Raw genomic sequence first — 16,471 nt, 5'->3', positions numbered from 1 at the left:
TTAGGTTCATGCGGCTACGACTTCTGCTCCTGTGGAGCCTGACCGCCTTGTTTGGCCAACGGGCCGCGGCCCAAACCATCGTGACCGGGCCGCTGGGCGAACGGTTTGCCCGGCGCATAGTGGTGCAGCAGCTCAGCGACCCGTGGGAAGTGGCCTACGGCCCCGACCACGCGCTGTGGGTCACGGAGGCCCGCGGCTACCGCGTCAGCCGCCTCGACCCCATCACCGGAGCCCGGCGCGTGGTGCTGGACCTCAGCCGGGAACGGCAGTTTCCGCGCTACGACAAGATTCCCGACTCCCTCGACGGCGGCAAGCCCTGGCCCCAGGGCGGGCTGATGGGCCTGGCCGTGCATCCGCAGCTGCTGCAGGGCAAGCCCTACGTGTACCTGGCCTACATCTACCAGTTTGCCGGGGCCGGGCAGCCGGGCAAGGGCAGCGCCCCCCACCACGGGGGCAATTTCTTCACCACCCGCCTGGTGCGCTACGAGTACGACGCCGCGGCCCAGACCCTGCGCCGGCCCCAGGTGCTGTGCGACACCATTCCGGGCAGCAACGACCACAATGCCGGCCGCCTCCTAGTGGCCCCGGTGGCCGGGCACGACTACCTATTCTACACCGTCGGCGACCTGGGAGCCGGGCAGTTCGACAACGGCGGGCGGCCCAATCACGCTCAGCAGCCCGAGAGCTACGAGGGCAAAGTGCTGCGCTTCAACACCGAGCCCGACGCCGATGCGGCCCCTGCCGACCAGTGGATTCCGAACGATAATCCTTTCAACAAAAAGAAAGCCCAGAATGCCGTCTGGAGCCTGGGCCACCGCAACGCCCAGGGGCTGGCCTTTGCCGTGGTGGGCCGCACGGGCCGGCTGTACTCGTCGGAGCACGGCCCGTATTCCGACGACGAAATTAACCTGATTGAGCCGGGCAAAAACTACGGGCACCCCCTGGTTATCGGGCCGGCCGATGGCAACTACAATGGCCTGAGCGCCGGGGCCTCTCACCACGCCGACCTACCCGGCCGCTGGCACACCACCTACCCCACCATCAGCAGTGAGAAAGCCAACGTGGCCGTTATTGGGCTGAGCTACCGCAACCCGATTTTCTCGCTCTACCCGCTGAGCCGGGAGTTTCTGACCACCGTGCTGACCCGCACCCGCGCCCAGGCCCCCGACGCGCCCACCTGGAACTCGGAGGCGCCCAGCAGCCTGGACGTGTACACGGCGCCCACTATTCCCGGCTGGCAAAGCTCCCTGCTGCTGCCGACCCTGAAGAAAGGCAAGCTGGTGCGGCTCCAACTGCGGCCCGACGGCACCGGCGTGGCCTCCGACACGCTGATGTATTTTCGGGGCCCCGTGCGCTACCGCGACCTGGCTATTTCGCCCGATGGCCGCAAGCTCTACCTGGCCACCGACAGCACCTCCGTTACCTCGGGCCCCTCGGAGGAAGCGCCCCAGGGCACGGCTTGCAAGGGCTGTATTCTGGAGTTTACGTACCTCGACGGGGGTGTGGCGGGCCCCGCCCCGAGCAAGCAAGTTCTGACTCCCGAGCAAGCCCTGCGCGAGGCTACCACGCTGGCGCAACAGCTTAAGCCCCAGGACCGCCGGGTAAAGCGCGCCGGCCTGCCGCCCGCTCAGCAACCCTTATTTGACCTGCTGCTTCAACCGAGGCTTACCACCCAGCAACAGCAGCAGGTGCTCAAGAACGCTCCGGCCTTGCTCAGCGGCCTGCGCCAACAGTAGCCCTAAGTAGTCAGTTGCCTTATGCTTCCCACCCAACTTACCTTTCTATGCTAACGCGCCTTATTCCCGCCAGCCAGGAGCAGCTGCCCGTTGTGGGGCTGGGCACCTGGCAAACCTTTGATGTGCGCAGTCCCAGCCAGCACCCGCCGCTGCTTCAGACCCTGGAAACCCTGCACCAAGCCGGGGCCAGCGTCATTGATTCCTCGCCGATGTACGGCCGGGCCGAAGAGGTGGTGGGCGAACTAACCAAGCCGCTGCCCGCCCAGGACGAGCTTTTCTACGCCACGAAAGTCTGGACCCGGGGCCGGGAAGCGGGTATCCGGCAGCTGCAGGACTCGATGCGCAAGCTGCGGCGGCCCCGCCTCGATTTGCTCCAGATTCACAACCTGCTCGACTGGCAAACCCACCTGCCTACCCTGCGCGACTGGCAGGCGGCGGGCAAGGTGCGCTACCTGGGCATCACGCACTATACCGACTCGATGCACGCCGAGCTGGAGCGGGTGCTGCGCCAGGAGCCGTTCGACTTTGTGCAGTTCAACTACTCCATCCTGGACCGGCACGCCGAGCAGCGCCTGCTGCCCGCCGCGGCCGAGCTGGGCGTGGCTACCCTCATCAACCGGCCTTTCACGGAGGGCAACCTGCTGGCCCGGGTGCGGGGCCAGCGCCTGCCGCCCTGGGCTACGGAGGTGGGCATCAGCAGCTGGCCCGAATACTTGCTCAAGTTTATCCTCTCCCACCCCGCCGTTACCTGCGTGATTCCGGGCACCAGCAACCCGGCCCACCTGGCCGACAACCTAACAGCCGGTACCGGCCTGCTGCCTGATGCGGCCCTACGGGAGAAAATGGCGGCCTATGTACGGAGCTTGTAACCTCCTGAAAAAGTAGTAAGAAGCCCTGCCACGGCTGGGCTTCCCGGTTCTGGCAACGCCCAGCCGTGGCCATTTTTGCCTTACTCGACTTCGTACCGGGCTGCTTGGCGCACCTCAGCACCTAGCCATCAGCAGCCTGGCGCCGGGCATACGGTGGTAGCTCTGGGTGTGGGGTGCTGCCCATCCTCGTTAATGGGCTCAGCAACCCTACTCCGGCCGCTCGGGCGCCGGGGCAATACATATCGGCAACGCTTGTGGTAGGTGGCTTCGCAACCCACAGAGGCATAGCACGGTACTATCCCTGACAACCAAGCTACCTACGCTATGAAATCGATAGGCCATCTGTCCGCCGCCTCGCGCCGTGAATTTCTTCGTACGCTTTCCCTGGGCCTGGGCGCCACGCTGGTGGGCTCGTCGGCCGTGGGCGGGCCGCTGTCGTGGCTCGAGGAGCTGCGCTACGGCCCGGCCAGCCTGGAGGCCCTGCAAACTGGCAAGCCGCTGGGCGTCGCGTTGGTCGGCCTGGGCAAATACAGCACCGGGCAGCTGGCCCCGGCCCTGCAGCAAACCAAGCTCTGCAAGCTGGCCGGCATCGTGACGGGCACGCCGGCCAAGGCCGCGCAGTGGAAAAAGCAGTACGCCCTTCCCGACAAGAACGTCTACGACTACAAGACCTTCGACCGGATTGCCGACAACCCCGACATCGACATTATCTACATTGTGCTGCCCGTAGGGATGCACGCCGAATACGTGGAGCGGGCGGCCAAGGCCGGCAAGCACGTTATCTGCGAAAAGCCCATGGCGCCGACGGCCGAGGAGTGCCGCCGCATGATTTCGGCCATGCAGAAGGCCGGCAAGAAATTCAGCATCGGCTACCGCCTGCACTTCGAGCCCCACCACCAGGAAATGATGCGCCTGGGGCAGAAACAGGAACTGGGGCCGATTAAAAGCCTGGTGGCCGACAACGGCTTCCGTTTCAACAACGACACGCCCTGGCGGGTGGACAAGGAGCTGGCCGGCGGCGGGCCGCTGATGGATATGGGCATCTACTGCGTGCAGGGTGTGGTGTATACCAAGGGCGAAATTCCGGTATCCGTCACGGCCAAGCTGGCGCCCAACCCCGACCCCCAAGGCCTGTTCAAGGAAGTGGAGGCGGGTGTGAACTGGCAGATGCAGTTTGCCGACGGCTCGGTGGCCGACTGCCGCACCTCCTACGCCGAAAACCTGAACAGCCGCCTGCGGGCCGAAACGGCCAAGGGCTTTCTGGAGCTGCAGCCGGCCTTCGGCTACGGCGGCATCCAGGGCCGCACCAGCCAAGGCCCCATGAACCTGCAAAATGTACCCCAGCAAGCCCGGCAGATGGATGACTTCGCCGACTGCGTGCTGAACAACAAGCCCACCCGCGTACCGGGCGAAATGGGCCTGCGCGACGTGCAGCTGCTGCAAGCCATCTACCGCGCCGCCGCCACCGGCCAGAAAGTATCAACCAAGGATGTAGTAGCCGTGCTGGACAAAACCAACAGCCGGTAAGTAAGTACGTTTGGCATAGGCTACGCTTTTCCTTTGTGTCCTTGCGAGGACGCAGGGCGAAGCCATCCGTCCGCTGCTCCTGATAAACGCACTTTACCCCAAAAGCCCTTTCTCCCTTTTGCGGGAAAGGGCTTGTCACACAAGGAAGCTCGGCACATTTCAGCGGACGGATGGCTTCGCAAGCCCGCAAGGACACGAGCATTCCCCCTATCACATAAAAAGCCGCCTGAACTTGATTCAGGCGGCTTTTTATGTCCTTGGCAAAAGTGCCATTACGGGTTAATGGTCGCAATGCTGCCGTCGGCGCCGCGCTTGAGCTCGGTGACTTTCACGTTGCGCAGCCAGGTCTTATTCGACAGCTCGGTGTCGTGGTAGAAGATGTACCACTTGCCCTTGAACTCAATGATGGAGTGGTGCGTGGTCCAGCCCTGCACGGGGTTCATGAAGTTGCCCTGGTAGGTGAAGGGGCCGTAGGGCGAGGTGCTGGTGGCGTAGGCCAGGAAGTGGGTGTCGCCGGTCGAGTACGTGAGGTAGTACTTGCCGTTGAACTTGTGCATCCAGGCGCCTTCAAAGAAGCGGCGGTTGTTGTCGCCCGAGAGCAGCACTTTGCCGTCCTTATCCACGATTTTCACTTCCCGCACGGGCTCGGCAAACTGCTTCATATCGGCCCCCAGACGGGCTACGCGCGGGCCCACGGAAGGCTCGGTGGCGGCGGGTTCCTGCTCCTTGGGCTTGCTGGCGTCGTACTTGCCGGTGCGCCAGCGCTGTAGCTGTCCGCCCCAAATGCCGCCCATGTACATGTAGGTTTTGCCGTCGGTGTCGGTAAACACGGCCGGGTCAATGCTCAGGCTGCCCTCCATCGGCTTGGGCTCGGCCTTGAACGGGCCCGTGGGCGACTTGCTGGTAGCTACGCCAATGCGGAAAATATCCTGCTTGTCCTTGACCGGGAAGTAGAGGTAGTACGTCCCGTCTTTAAACGCCGCATCCGGAGCCCACAGCTGGCGGCCGGCCCAGGGAATATCCTTGATATCCAGCGCCACGCCGTGGTCGGTTACCTTGCCGCCCACGCTGTCCATGGACAGAATATGGTAGTCGCGCATGGCAAAATGGTCGCCGTTGTCATTCTCGGGCATGCCCGTGTCGATGTCGTGCGAGGGGTAGATGTAGATGCGGCCGTTGAAGACGTGGGCCGAGGGGTCGGCGGTGTAAATATCTTTTACCAGGGGCGCGGCCAGGTACTTCTTCTTGCCGGCCGAGTCGGGCGGGGCGGTGGCAGCGGCGGCGCTAGAGTCGGCCGCGGCAGAGGTCGTGGTAGCGGTTTCCGTGGTGGTGGAGTTGCTTTGGCAGGCGCCGAGCAGGGCAAATGGGGCCAACAGGGCCAGCTTGGGCAAACTAGACAGCGGGAATTGGGGCATGGGTTTCAACAGCGAAGATTGGGCAGTGGTAGAAGGACAGAAGCTACGCGCAGGAATTCACCACCTATCGGTACTCGTTGCGCAGCCCGGCGGCCAGGCCCGCGCCGCAAAGAACCGCAGATGGTGGCAAGGCCAAATATAGGCGCCTCAGCTGCTCGCTAGGCCACTTTTGGCAGCCGCCCCGCGCAGATAAACTATCTAATCGTTTGCGGTAGCAACCCTATTTTCAGGCGGCTTTCAGCCCGGCCCAAAAGCAAACTACCCCGGCCTTATCGGGCCGGGGTAGCAACAGAGGTTGAGGGCGGGTACCTAGTCCGCGTTGCCCGTAGCGCCGTCGTCGGTGAAGTCGGCGGCGTGGTTGGGGTTGTGCTCGGTGTAGCTGGCCACCTCGTTGGTCAGGGCCACGTCGACATCGGCCTGCCCCTGGCCCGAGTTGCTGAGCTTGGCCCCGGGCGTGCTGCTCGCGGAGCGGCCCTTGAACGGCCAGCTGCCCTGGGAGTAGCTGAGGTAGGCAGCCGCGCCGGCTACGGCGGCAATGGCCCCGCCAATCAGGGCCGTGTTGTTGGATTTCTTTTTCTTGGTCATCGTCAGGAATAGGTTAAAAGGAAGGTTGTTGCGCTTAGCAGGCCCGTCGTCGGGCAACGGGCTTTATGGAAGGTAGTACGAGCCTAGCCCCGGTTTGGTGACTGACCACGGCAGTTTCAGCGCTTTATTGGGGGCGCACGGGGTACTCGGCAAACATGGCCGTAATGCCTTCGTTGATACGCTCGACCAGCTTTGCGGGGTCCTTGCCGATGGTGCTGGCCGCCACGCCCTGCCATACCCGCTCGTTGCGGGCCGCATCCACGACATCCACCGTGGCGGTGCCTTCCGTGTAGGCCCGCACCGGCACCTGCTCCCGCTGCCAGCGGTAGCGGCGCTGCCCGATGTAAAGGGGTGCATCCTGGATGTTGGTTTCGCGGGTTTGCACCTTCTCCTGGCTTACCACTCCAATATTCACCCACAGGTCGGGGGCGTCGGCGCGTTGGTAGCCGCGGCGCTCCATCTCGCGGGCCACGGCCTGCTTCAGATGGTCGATGCCCAGGCCGCTGCCCCCGGCAAAGGCGGCCTCGTTGCGGGCCGTCACGTCCAGAAAGTTGTAGGTTTTATAGGCCGTAAAGTCCACGCCCGGCGTCTGGCTCGTCGACTCGACCCGAACCGGCGAACAGGCTGCCATACTGAGCAGCAGGGCTACAAGAAGCAGTTTGAGTTGCATAGCAGGAAGTTAAAAAAATGGGGAGGCCGGGCTTAGGAAAACCCCAGTACGGGGTGGGGCTGGTAGGGCTCTTCCAGCCGGTTGATTTCCTCTTGGGAGAGGCGCACCGCCACGGCCGCTACGGCGTCTTCGAGGTGGCCGGGCTTGCTGGCCCCCACGATCGGAGCCGTGATGACGGGCTTGCTCAGCAGCCAGGCCAGGGCCACCTGGGCGTTGGGCAAACCCCGCTGCTGGGCTATTTCCGTCACCCGGTCAGCCACCTGAAAGTCGTCGTCGCGGCCATAGAGGCTTTTGCCGAAGGCGTCGGTGCGGGCCCGCTCGGTTTCGTTGCGCTCCTTGCTGCGCCCACCCGTGAGCAGCCCCCGCGCCAGCGGCGACCAGGGAATCACGCCGATATTCTGGTCCTGGCACAAGGGCAGCATTTCGCGCTCCTCCTCCCGGTACACCAGGTTGTAGTGGGGCTGCATGCTCACGAAGCGCGTCCAGTTGTGCTTGTCGGCCAGGTACAGTGCCTGGGCAAACTGTCAGGCGTACATCGACGAGGCCCCGATATAGCGGGCCTTGCCGGCTTTTACCACGTCGTGCAGGGCTTCCAGGGTTTCTTCAATCGGCGTGTCGTAGTCCCAGCGGTGAATCTGGTAGAGGTCCACGTAGTCGGTACCCAGGCGCCGCAGGCTGGCGTCGATGGCACTCAGAATGTGCTTACGCGAAAGGCCTTTCTGGTTGGGCCCGGGTCCCATGGGGTTATACACTTTGGTGGCAATCACCACTTCGTCGCGCTGGGCAAAGTCGCGCAGGGCCCGGCCCACCACTTCTTCGCTGGCGCCGTTGGAATACACGTCGGCCGTGTCGAAGAAGTTGATACCCAATTCCAGGGCTTTTTGAATGAAGGGGCGGCTTTGCGCTTCCTCCAGGGCCCAGGGCCACCGGTCGGTCGGGCGGCCGTAGGTCATGGTGCCCAGGCATATTTTAGAAACTTTCAGGCCGGTAGCCCCCAGGCGTACATAGTCCATACAACAAGGATAAAGGTAGAAAAGGCCCTGCAGGCCGGTTGTGGCAGCGGGTGGTATACGTACGACCGACCGGAAATGCTGTGGTTCAGGTTGGTGAAGCGGCTCTTGCTGCTAGGTAGCCCGGCCAGTCCGGCCTTTTTTCGGGCGCCGAGTTGATCTTTACCAGCCGCCGAGCTACCTTCGGGAAGTACAATTTTCTACCCTGAATCCACTCAATGTATGCAGTTATTCAACCCTACCGCCAGCGTGGCGCCCGGCGACCGGCTGACCCTGGGCTGGTTGAAATCCGGCTGGCTGTACCTGATGCTGCTCCCGGCCCTGTGGTGGGGTTGGTCGTCGCTGTCATTGTCGCGCAGCGTGGCCTCGATTATGCTCACCGTGGTAAGCGTAGGCCTGGGGCATTCCATCGGGCTGCACCGGGGTATTATTCACCGGGCCTACCGCTGCTCCCGCCTTACCCGTGGCCTACTAGCCTACTGCTTCGTGCACTCGGGCCTGGGCGGGCCGCTGTCCTGGATTCGGGTGCACTTCTACCGCGACTACTGGCAGAACCGCGCCGACTGTCCCGCCTATTTCCGCTACGACCACTCGGTGCTACAGGACTACGGCTGGAACCTGCACCTGGCCCTCACGCCCGCCGATGAAGATCGGTACGCCATTCCGCCGGAAGACCTGCACGACCCCTGGCTGGTGTTTCTGCAGAAAACCTGGTACTGGCATGTGCTGGGCGCGGCCGGCCTGATTTGGGCCATCTTCAGCTTTGAGGCCATGATAGTGTGCGTTTGCCTGCGCATCAGCGTCACTATTCTGGGGCACTGGTTTGTCGGCTTCATCTCCCACAAGTACGGCTACGCCCGCTACGACATCGAGGCCGCGGCCGAGCACGGCTACAACAACTTTGTGCTGGGCGCTTTATCGTTTGGCGAGGGGTTTCACAACAATCACCACGCCCACCCCAGCTCGGCCCGCATGGGCACCGAGTGGTACGAGGTCGATATGGGCTGGTACCTGATTCGGGGCTTGCGGCAACTGGGCCTGGTATGGGACGTGCAGGTAGCGGGCCAAACCAACACCCAGAAGCCTACTGCCAAGGCCCGGTCATACCGCTGGCGCTGGCCCTGGCAGGACTAAATAGATAACAGACAACAGGCTAGCCTGTTCTGGCAGTTGATTTTCTCGTTCTCTCTAGCTCTGCAGCGGCACACGGATGGTAAACTCCGTGCCCGCTTCTTCCGTCGACTCTACCGTGAGTGTGCCGCCGTGGCCGGTGCTGACAATGTCGTGGCTCAGGGAAAGCCCCAGGCCGGTGCCTTCGCCCACGGGCTTGGTGGTGAAAAACGGCTGGAACAGCCTGGCCCGGACTTCCGGCGACATACCCGGGCCATTATCACGCACCCGGATTTCGACCCGCCCGGGCTGGTAGTGGCTGCTCACCGTTACCTCGGGCTGGTAGCCGGCCGCGGCTTCCTGCTGCCGCTGGCGTACGGCATACAGCGCGTTGGAGCACAGGTTGAGCAGCACCCGGCCCAGGTCGGGCGCCACCACGGGCACCAGGGGCAGTGCCGGGTCGAGCTGGCGCCGCAGCGTGGCCTGAAAGCCGGGGTACTGGTTTTGCATACCCTCGTAGGCCAGCTGCAGGTTGTCCGCAATCAGCTTGTTCAGGTCGGTGGCCTCGCGCGGGGCCTGGCCGGTGCGGGCGTGTTCCAGCATGCCTTTGATAATGGCCGTGGCCCGCTGCCCGTGGGTGCTGATGTTCTGGATATTCTGCTTGAGACCATCCAGAATCTCCCGCTCCAGGCGCCCATCCCGGGCCAGGCGCTGGGCCCCGTTGATTTCATCCACCAGATCGGTACTGACCTCGGCAAACTTCTTGACAAAACCCAGCGGATTTTGCAGCTCGTGGGCCACCCCGGCCGTTAGCTCCCCCAGAAACGCCATTTTCTCGCGCTGCACCAGCTGGTGCTGGGTACTCTTGAGCTCGGCCAGCGAGGCTTGCAGGGCCTCATTCGTCCGCTGTTGCTGGCGGTGATGGCGCACCAGCAAGGCCACCAGGGCCAGTAGCCCGGCCAGGCCGGCCAGCAGGGCGTAGGTGCGGTAGCGGGTTTTGAGGGCATCCTGCGCCGTGGCGGCCTGCTGGGCGCGCTGCCGCTCCTGGTAGTTCACGTTTTGCAGGCGCATCACTTTTTCCTGACCAAACAAAGTGTCCTTCATCGTCAGCAGCAGGCTCTGGTACTTCAGAGCACTGTCGGCGGGGCCCCGGGTCTTAAAGTTCTGCGTAAGCAGGCTGCTGGCATTCAAAACGCCGCGCAGAAAACCGTTGTTCCGGGCGGCCTGACAGCCCAGGCGGGCGTAGTAAATGCTGGAGTCGAGGCGGCCCTGCTGCTGATACAGCGTAGCCAAGCCCACATAGGCAAAATTGCTGCTGCGCGCATGCCCCAGCGCCTTCGATTCGGCGATGCTGCGGAAGTAATAGCTCCGGGCCTGGGCCAAATGGCCCTGCTTGCGAGCCACCTGCCCCAGCCCGTACAGAATGTAGTTGGTGGGCGTATGCAGGCGCTGAGCCAGCTGATAGGCGCGCTGCTGGTAATACTGGGCCGAGTCCAGGTTATTAAACAGGTCGTAGGCCAAGCCAATGTTGCTTAGCTCCAGCACCATCCGCCGTTGGTCGTGCAGCTTTTCCCCGATGCGCAGCGCCTGAAAATAGTAGGACAAGCCCTGCTGCCGGTCGCGCAGATACACGTAGATAATACCAATGCTGCGCAGGTTCTGGGCCTGCAGGCGCAGGTCGTGCGCGGCAATGGCCAGGCGCAACGACTGTTGGAACAGCTCCAGGGCCTGGGCCAGGTTTCGCTCGCGCAGGGCGGCCCCCAGGCGGTTCAAGGCTTCTCCTTCCCCGTGACGGTAGTGCGTGCGGCGGGCCAGGGCCAGGGCGCGGCGGGCATAGGCCTCGGCCGAATCGGTGCGCAGGGCCCAGTACTGGTCGCTGATGGAGCAGAGCAGCAGCACCCGGCTACTATCGGGCTGGGGCTGCTGCGTCAGGCGGCGCAAACTGTCCAGGGCCGGACTCTGGGCAGCTGCCGGTAGGGCTAGCAGCAAAAAAAGAAACAGCGTCCAGGCGGGACGAAACCGGGAAAACATGGAAAGTAAAAAAACAGGGCGGGGCAATATAGCCCAGAGGCCACCAGGTAGCGGGGCAATGCACATTCAGAACTGCGAATATCCGGCTAAATAGATAAATACCCGCTATCAGCTTTTGTTTCTGCCTCTGAACGCATTAACCCTGCCTTCTTGCCCGCCGTTCTCGCCCGGCATTGCAGCATTAGCCCGACCTACTTGAATCGGCTCTTGCTGCCGGCCGTGAGGATGAGCAGGAATTAGGCATGTCGCCGGGGCGGATTAGCAGACAAAAATTCTCCCGGCGCCGGCCCAGGCGTCCTTTTCGCCGTATAAGAAGTTGCCAGGCAACGTAAGGCACGAAGCCGGGGGCAAGAGCCCTTCTCCTATGCAAGGACCAGGATTGGCGCTAACATCCCTGGCCCGAAGGCCTGACTTTCCGTTTTTGGTCCGGCAACGTGGGTTTGCATCTCCTCCCCCGATGATACCTGTTTCATTGTTATAGTCTGCCTATCATTTCTCTTCGTCCTCGCCTTTCGAGGACAACACCTTGTAACTTGCCTACCCAGTTTTTTTACCGCCGTACAGTCGAGCTTACACCAATCATTTGGCTAGTTTTGTAGTGGCTCTGGCCCCCGGCCAACTACCAGTTCCTGCCCTTTTGCTTTTACCCCATTATGCTACACCCCCAGCTTCCGGTTGATTATCAAAAGCTATTCCGGGCCCTGCCCGAGAACTTAATGCTCATGTCCCCTGATGTCACCATCATCGACAACACCGATGGTCATGAGCAGGTCTCGTTGAAAAAGCGCGAGGAGATTGTGGGGCGGGATTTTTTTGATGCCTTTCCCTCGGTCGACCAAAACCAGGGCGACATTATTTTTCAGTCCCAGGAGTATGTGCGCCAACACAAGCAGCCGCACACCATGCCCGTCATCCGCTACGATCTGGAAGTGCCCACCGAACGCGGGGGCGGCTTCGAGGAGCTCTACTGGCAGGCGACGCACTACCCGATTCTGGATGAGCAGGGCGAGCTGCTCTACATTCTGCAGCGCACCCAGGATATTACCGAACAGTACCGGGCCGAACAGCGCAACCAGGCCATGCAGCGGGAGCTAGCCGAAAACCAGGAGCGCACCCGCTTTATTCTCGAATCCTTGCCCGTGCTGATCTGGACGGCTACCCCCGATGGGCAGCGCGACTTTTTCAACCAACGCTGGCTGGCCTTTACCGGCCACGAGCCCGAGGAAGTACTGGGCACGCAGTGGCTCCAATCGGTGCACCCCGACGACCGGCCCAACGTGGTGCGGATCTGGCAAGAATCGGTGACCAAAGGCACGGTATACCAGATTGAGTACCGCCTGCGCCGCCACGACGGGCAGTACCGCTGGGTGCTGGTGCGGGCCACGCCCCGCCGCAACAGCGCCGGCGACATCACCATGTGGGTTGGCTGCGGCACCGACATCCACGACCAGAAGCAACTGGTAGAGGAACTGCTGCAAGCCAATGAGCAGCAGTCGGCCCTCTCGGACCAGGCCTACACGGCCTACCAGCTCGCCCAGAGCCAGAAAGAAACCTTCTACACCCTGTTTCAACAGGCCCCGGCCCTGATCTGCATTTTGCGCGGTAGTGAGCACCGCTTCGAGTTTGTGAATCCGCGCTACCAGGAGTTGTTCAAAGGGCGGGAGCTGGTCGGCAAAACCGTCGTGGAAGCCCTGCCCGAGGTTATCGAGCAAGGGTTTGTGGGCCTGCTCGACAACGTGTACCAAACCGGTGAGACCTTCTACGGCAACGAAATCTCGATTATGCTGGAAGGGCCCGACGACTCGCCCGCGCGCCAGCTCTACCTCAACTTTACGTATCAGCTCTTCCACGAACACGGAGCTAAGGCCGGCATCACGGTATTCGCCTACGATGTGTCGGACCTGGTACTGGCCCGCAAGGCCGTAGAAAGAAGTGCCGAATCGGCGGCCGACGCGTCCTAGTTCATGGTTTTGTTCCTTATGCCCTCGGGCTCAGCCCCCTTCCTGCGATGGACATAACCACCCTGGATTTTCAACAGGCCCGCATCAAGCAGGTTCTATTTAAGTCGCGGCTCCGCTCCGTGCTCTACGGAGTGCGCGAAGCCGACTCCTCTTTGTTTTCTCTCCGTGATAACCCCTTGGCTCAGTGGCTGCAAACCGTAGTAAAGCCGAAGTACGGGGCTCGGCCCGAAGTGCTGGAAATAGAGCGCGCCCTTCAGAACATGCTCAGTACCAGCCAGAAGCTGGCTACCCAGTACCAACGCGGCCACATTGAAGAGTCGCGCGCCGGCCTGGAGCAGGTCGATGTGTACGCTAACCAGATTGAAAAGCTGCTGCAGCAACTCGAGCGCGCCAGCGTGTAGCTGTTGTTTTCAGCCTTCCCGCACCAGCCTCGAAGCCCACCCGGTTTCGAGGCTTTTTTTCGGCCGCTGGCTTGGTACAAACCGGCTTCACAACACCTCCCAGCCTACCCCAAAGGCGGTGGCCAGGCGACTTCTCTTACCTTCGCAAACATACTTTCTATTCATTCCCGGGGGGGCTAGGCGCCACTCCAATCTGCCGAGTCAGGCAGCGCCTTGCCTTTCGACCTTCTTTCAGCCCATTCCCCATGACCCTGACCTGGATCAGCAAACCATTCACGGATTTAACCTTGCGCGAGCTGCACGACGCGCTGCAGCTGCGGGCCGAAGTGTTTATTGTGGAGCAAAACTGCGCTTTTCAGGACATCGACGGCCAGGACGCGGCGGCTCATCACCTGTTGGGCATCACGCCGGAAGGCCAGCTGGCAGCTTATGCGCGCCTGTTTGCGGCGGGCCAGTGCTACGAGCAAGTCAGCATCGGCCGGGTGGTGGTGTCGCCCGCTTTTCGGCGCTACGGGCTGGGCAAGGAACTGATGCGCACGGCCATTGCCCACTGCGAGCAGCTGTTTGGCGCCCAGCCCATTAAGATTGGGGCTCAGCAATACCTAACCAAGTTTTACCAAGGGTTTGGCTTCGAGCAGCAGGGGGAAATGTACCTGGAAGACGGCATTCCGCATATCTACATGCTGCGCGCCTAGCCCGGGCGGCTTTTCGGAGCCGGGCGTAGCGGGAATGTTTCCGGTTTCTGGTAAGTTTAGGAGTTAAACCAAGTGCTAAGCCGGTGGCGAAGTGCGGATTTGACTTCTGACCGGATGAAATACGTTGTACTGTTTTGGCTGCTGCTTGCGCCCTTGGTTGGCCGGAGCCAGCAGGCTTTGCCGCCGCTTACGATTGCCGAGCGTTTTGTGGCGGTGCAGGGCTGGCCCGCTATGCGGGACTACCTGTGTTGCGAAGCCCAGCAGCAGGCCAAGCGCCAGAGCCTGGGCCAGCAGATACCCGCCCACCTAAGCCGCACCTGTGAAGTAGTACAGCAAACCGATTCCACGGCCGTCGTGGCCGTGGAGCTGCGCGACTCCGTGGGCGGCAACGACTTTTACCTGCACTTTGTGAAACAGGCCACCTGGAAGCTGCGGGCCGTGCGGGGCCTGGGCATGACCAACTTCGGCCGCCAGATGCTCACGGTGCTTGAAGGGCTGCCGGCGGCCGAGCGGGCCCGCTACAACCAGACCCACCCCCAGGCCGAGTACGACTTTACCGTGGGCAATATCCGCCTCTGGATTGCCTCCGACGCCGACATTGAGGCCCATTTCAACCAGCGCCAGGCCGACTTCGAGAAAACCGTGCGCCTGCTGCAGGCCCGCCCCGATTTTACCTCCGCCGCCCCCGACGAAGCCGCCGCCAACGCCGACCCGACCATCAACGCCCTGCTCAAGTCGCTCTATATCAGCAAAGTCACCCGCCAGGCGGCCGACTGCGACGCCTGCGTAGCCTTTGTCATTGGCGGCCTCATCGACAATACCGTGGGCCTGCTCTACGAGCCCGATGCCAGCAAAGTCCCGACCATGAACCCCGGGTCCCTGATTGTGGTCAAGCCTCTGGGCAAGGGCTGGTACTTGTATAAAACCACCTGATAAGCCGGGCTGGGGTAAAGCGCCACAGCTCCCATGCCGCTACCTGTGCGTACAGGCAGTAGCGCGGGAGCTATGGCGCGAAAAGGGATTGGTACACCCCCCAGGCCCGGGTAGCAGCGCCTACCCTTACCCAAATTTTCCGAAGAGCGAGGAGTGCAGGAAACTCATTGCAAATCCGAGTTTTCTGTACTTAGCAAACTGAACCAGTTTCTTGAACTCAATCTGGACCGTAGGCCCACTTTGCCACCCCTTTAATGGCTTACGAATAGCGGTTCACTTGAAGGAGCGTAAAAACATCCGCTCTAGCTTAGGGGGCGAGCAAATCCTCAACTCGGTAGGCGTAGTGGCCCGCGTTGTGTTCGGCGAAAAGGGTGCAGCGCAGGACCAAGTCGCTCGGGCCCCCGTCAACACAGAGTCGGATGTCGGCGTAGAGTTCGGCGGACTCCCCTTCCCCATGTGTCAAATAGGTTTTAGGCGCTTTGGCCGGCAAGGTGAAGCGTTGCCCGTGTTCAGCCAGTACCGCGTTCAGGTCCTCGGTAGCGCATCGGCTGGGTTTGCCGCCCTGAAGCACCTGCTCCAAGCCCCCACTACTCAACAGGTGCACGATGTGCTGGATGGTTGCCGACACCTGTTTCTTGTTAAATCCATGCATACAAGCAAGATAATTCTCGTTCAAGAAAACGGTCATTTTCATTTAAAGAGCGAGGTGTGCTGCTCACAGTGCTACCCCTCCGTTTTTGAGAGGTCGTCAACAATAATAAAAAAGCGTTTCAGCTTGTGGCTGGAACGCTTTTGCAATTTGGGTAAAGACAAGGTAGCGGCGTAGGAACTATACTGTGGCCAGAGCCGGGGCTTTTACTTTGCCGTAGCGGGCTTCCCACTCGGCATCGAGCATGCTCATTTCCGTCAGGCTCCAGTACGAGCCGTTGTAGTAGAGAATGTCGCGGGAAGTACCTTCCACGACCATGCCGGCTTTGGTGTAGCAGCCGATGGCGCCCTTGTTGAAGTCGTACACGCCCAGGTCGATGCGGTGCAGGCCCAGTTCCTCGAAGCCAATCTGTAGCACGGCCTGAATCATGCCCTGGCACACACCGCGGCCCCGCTGCTGGGTGTCGCCGACCAGCACCCGGCTGATGCGCGCCGAGCGGTTTTTACGGCTGAGCCCACCCAGGGAAATATGGCCCACTACCTCGTTGGTATCGGTGTCAATGGCTTTGTACACAAAGGCATCGGAAGTCAGCGGATCATTGGTGTCTTCGATGTACCAGGCCAGGCTGCTCTCGGTCAGGGGAAAAGAGAACAGCGACCCAGACCAGTTCATCAGCAACTCTTCATCTTTAATCCACTCAATCAGCTGTTTGAAATCGGCTTGGGTGAACTGTTCTAATTTTATCATAAATGGTACTTTTTTCGAATTTTTCAACAAACCAAGGAGACAAGCGACCATGCTCCAGCTGGGCCGTAAAGCGCCTGGAGAAGGTAAAACAAGAAGAATCAGGGTTTAATTCCGGACCGGAGCTACCTAGGC

14 protein-coding genes and 1 pseudogene are annotated in these 16,471 nt (G+C 61.6%); 8 read left to right on the top strand and 7 right to left on the bottom strand.

Annotated elements, in window-relative coordinates; genetic code table 11:
- Positions 1–8 precede the first annotated feature (8 nt).
- The 3 genes from E5K02_RS00315 to E5K02_RS00305 all read left to right on the top strand — a co-directional run bounded on the left by E5K02_RS00315 (position 9) and on the right by E5K02_RS00305 (position 4,132).
- Positions 9–1,736 carry a PQQ-dependent sugar dehydrogenase gene (locus E5K02_RS00315; RefSeq protein WP_135391315.1) on the top strand — a complete coding sequence of 576 codons (1,728 nt, stop codon included), beginning with the start codon at positions 9–11 and terminating at the stop codon, positions 1,734–1,736.
- A 47-nt stretch (positions 1,737–1,783) separates the two neighbouring features.
- Positions 1,784–2,605, top strand: coding sequence for an aldo/keto reductase (locus E5K02_RS00310; RefSeq protein WP_135391314.1), 822 nt, complete (start codon positions 1,784–1,786; stop codon positions 2,603–2,605).
- Positions 2,606–2,929: 324 nt separating this feature from the next.
- Positions 2,930–4,132, top strand: coding sequence for a Gfo/Idh/MocA family protein (locus tag E5K02_RS00305; RefSeq protein WP_135391313.1), 1,203 nt, complete (start codon positions 2,930–2,932; stop codon positions 4,130–4,132).
- 272 nt (positions 4,133–4,404) lie between these two features.
- On the opposite strand, the gene E5K02_RS00300 is transcribed toward E5K02_RS00305, so the two are convergent.
- From E5K02_RS00300 to E5K02_RS00285, 4 genes and pseudogenes are all read right to left on the bottom strand, one after another.
- Complete coding sequence (locus E5K02_RS00300; protein WP_135391312.1) at positions 4,405–5,547, bottom strand: glycoside hydrolase family 43 protein; 1,143 nt, start codon at positions 5,545–5,547, stop codon at positions 4,405–4,407.
- A gap of 309 nt (positions 5,548–5,856) precedes the next feature.
- Complete coding sequence (locus tag E5K02_RS00295) at positions 5,857–6,132, bottom strand: hypothetical protein (RefSeq protein WP_135391311.1); 276 nt, start codon at positions 6,130–6,132, stop codon at positions 5,857–5,859.
- A gap of 124 nt (positions 6,133–6,256) precedes the next feature.
- On the bottom strand, positions 6,257–6,802 hold the full coding sequence (locus E5K02_RS00290) for a DUF4136 domain-containing protein (RefSeq protein WP_135391310.1): 546 nt from the start codon (positions 6,800–6,802) through the stop codon (positions 6,257–6,259).
- 32 nt (positions 6,803–6,834) lie between these two features.
- Positions 6,835–7,815 (bottom strand): annotated as a pseudogene (locus E5K02_RS00285) (aldo/keto reductase).
- 219 nt (positions 7,816–8,034) lie between these two features.
- On the opposite strand from E5K02_RS00285, the gene E5K02_RS00280 reads away from it, so the two are divergent.
- Positions 8,035–8,946 (top strand): fatty acid desaturase, encoded by a 912-nt coding sequence (locus tag E5K02_RS00280; RefSeq protein ID WP_135391309.1) that lies wholly within the window; start codon positions 8,035–8,037, stop codon positions 8,944–8,946.
- A 54-nt stretch (positions 8,947–9,000) separates the two neighbouring features.
- On the opposite strand, the gene E5K02_RS00275 is transcribed toward E5K02_RS00280, so the two are convergent.
- The gene (locus tag E5K02_RS00275) at positions 9,001–10,953 is read right to left on the bottom strand and encodes a tetratricopeptide repeat-containing sensor histidine kinase (RefSeq protein ID WP_135391308.1); all 1,953 of its coding nucleotides are present in this window, start codon (positions 10,951–10,953) and stop codon (positions 9,001–9,003) included.
- A gap of 653 nt (positions 10,954–11,606) precedes the next feature.
- Between E5K02_RS00275 and E5K02_RS00270 the strand changes: the two genes are divergently transcribed.
- From E5K02_RS00270 to E5K02_RS00255, 4 genes are all read left to right on the top strand, one after another.
- A complete protein-coding gene (locus tag E5K02_RS00270) occupies positions 11,607–12,914 on the top strand; it encodes a PAS domain-containing protein (protein WP_135391307.1) in 1,308 nt (435 codons plus the stop codon).
- A 47-nt stretch (positions 12,915–12,961) separates the two neighbouring features.
- Complete coding sequence (locus E5K02_RS00265; RefSeq protein WP_135391306.1) at positions 12,962–13,315, top strand: hypothetical protein; 354 nt, start codon at positions 12,962–12,964, stop codon at positions 13,313–13,315.
- A gap of 245 nt (positions 13,316–13,560) precedes the next feature.
- Complete coding sequence (locus tag E5K02_RS00260) at positions 13,561–14,010, top strand: GNAT family N-acetyltransferase (protein ID WP_135391305.1); 450 nt, start codon at positions 13,561–13,563, stop codon at positions 14,008–14,010.
- Positions 14,011–14,124: 114 nt separating this feature from the next.
- Positions 14,125–14,943 (top strand): hypothetical protein, encoded by an 819-nt coding sequence (locus E5K02_RS00255; protein ID WP_135391304.1) that lies wholly within the window; start codon positions 14,125–14,127, stop codon positions 14,941–14,943.
- A gap of 307 nt (positions 14,944–15,250) precedes the next feature.
- Here E5K02_RS00255 and E5K02_RS00250 read toward each other — a convergent pair whose 3' ends face one another.
- Together E5K02_RS00250 and E5K02_RS00245 are read right to left on the bottom strand one after the other, a co-directional pair.
- Positions 15,251–15,595, bottom strand: a complete 345-nt coding sequence (locus E5K02_RS00250; RefSeq protein ID WP_135391303.1) for a DUF7668 domain-containing protein — start codon at positions 15,593–15,595, stop codon at positions 15,251–15,253.
- A gap of 177 nt (positions 15,596–15,772) precedes the next feature.
- Positions 15,773–16,339 carry a GNAT family N-acetyltransferase gene (locus E5K02_RS00245; RefSeq protein WP_135391302.1) on the bottom strand — a complete coding sequence of 189 codons (567 nt, stop codon included), beginning with the start codon at positions 16,337–16,339 and terminating at the stop codon, positions 15,773–15,775.
- Positions 16,340–16,471 lie beyond the last annotated feature (132 nt).

It is taken from the genome of Hymenobacter metallicola (genome assembly GCF_004745645.1).
GTDB classification, from domain to species: Bacteria; Bacteroidota; Bacteroidia; order Cytophagales; family Hymenobacteraceae; genus Hymenobacter; species Hymenobacter metallicola.
The sequence above is the reverse complement of the archived record's forward strand: the minus strand, read 5'-3'. Positions and strand labels throughout refer to the sequence as shown.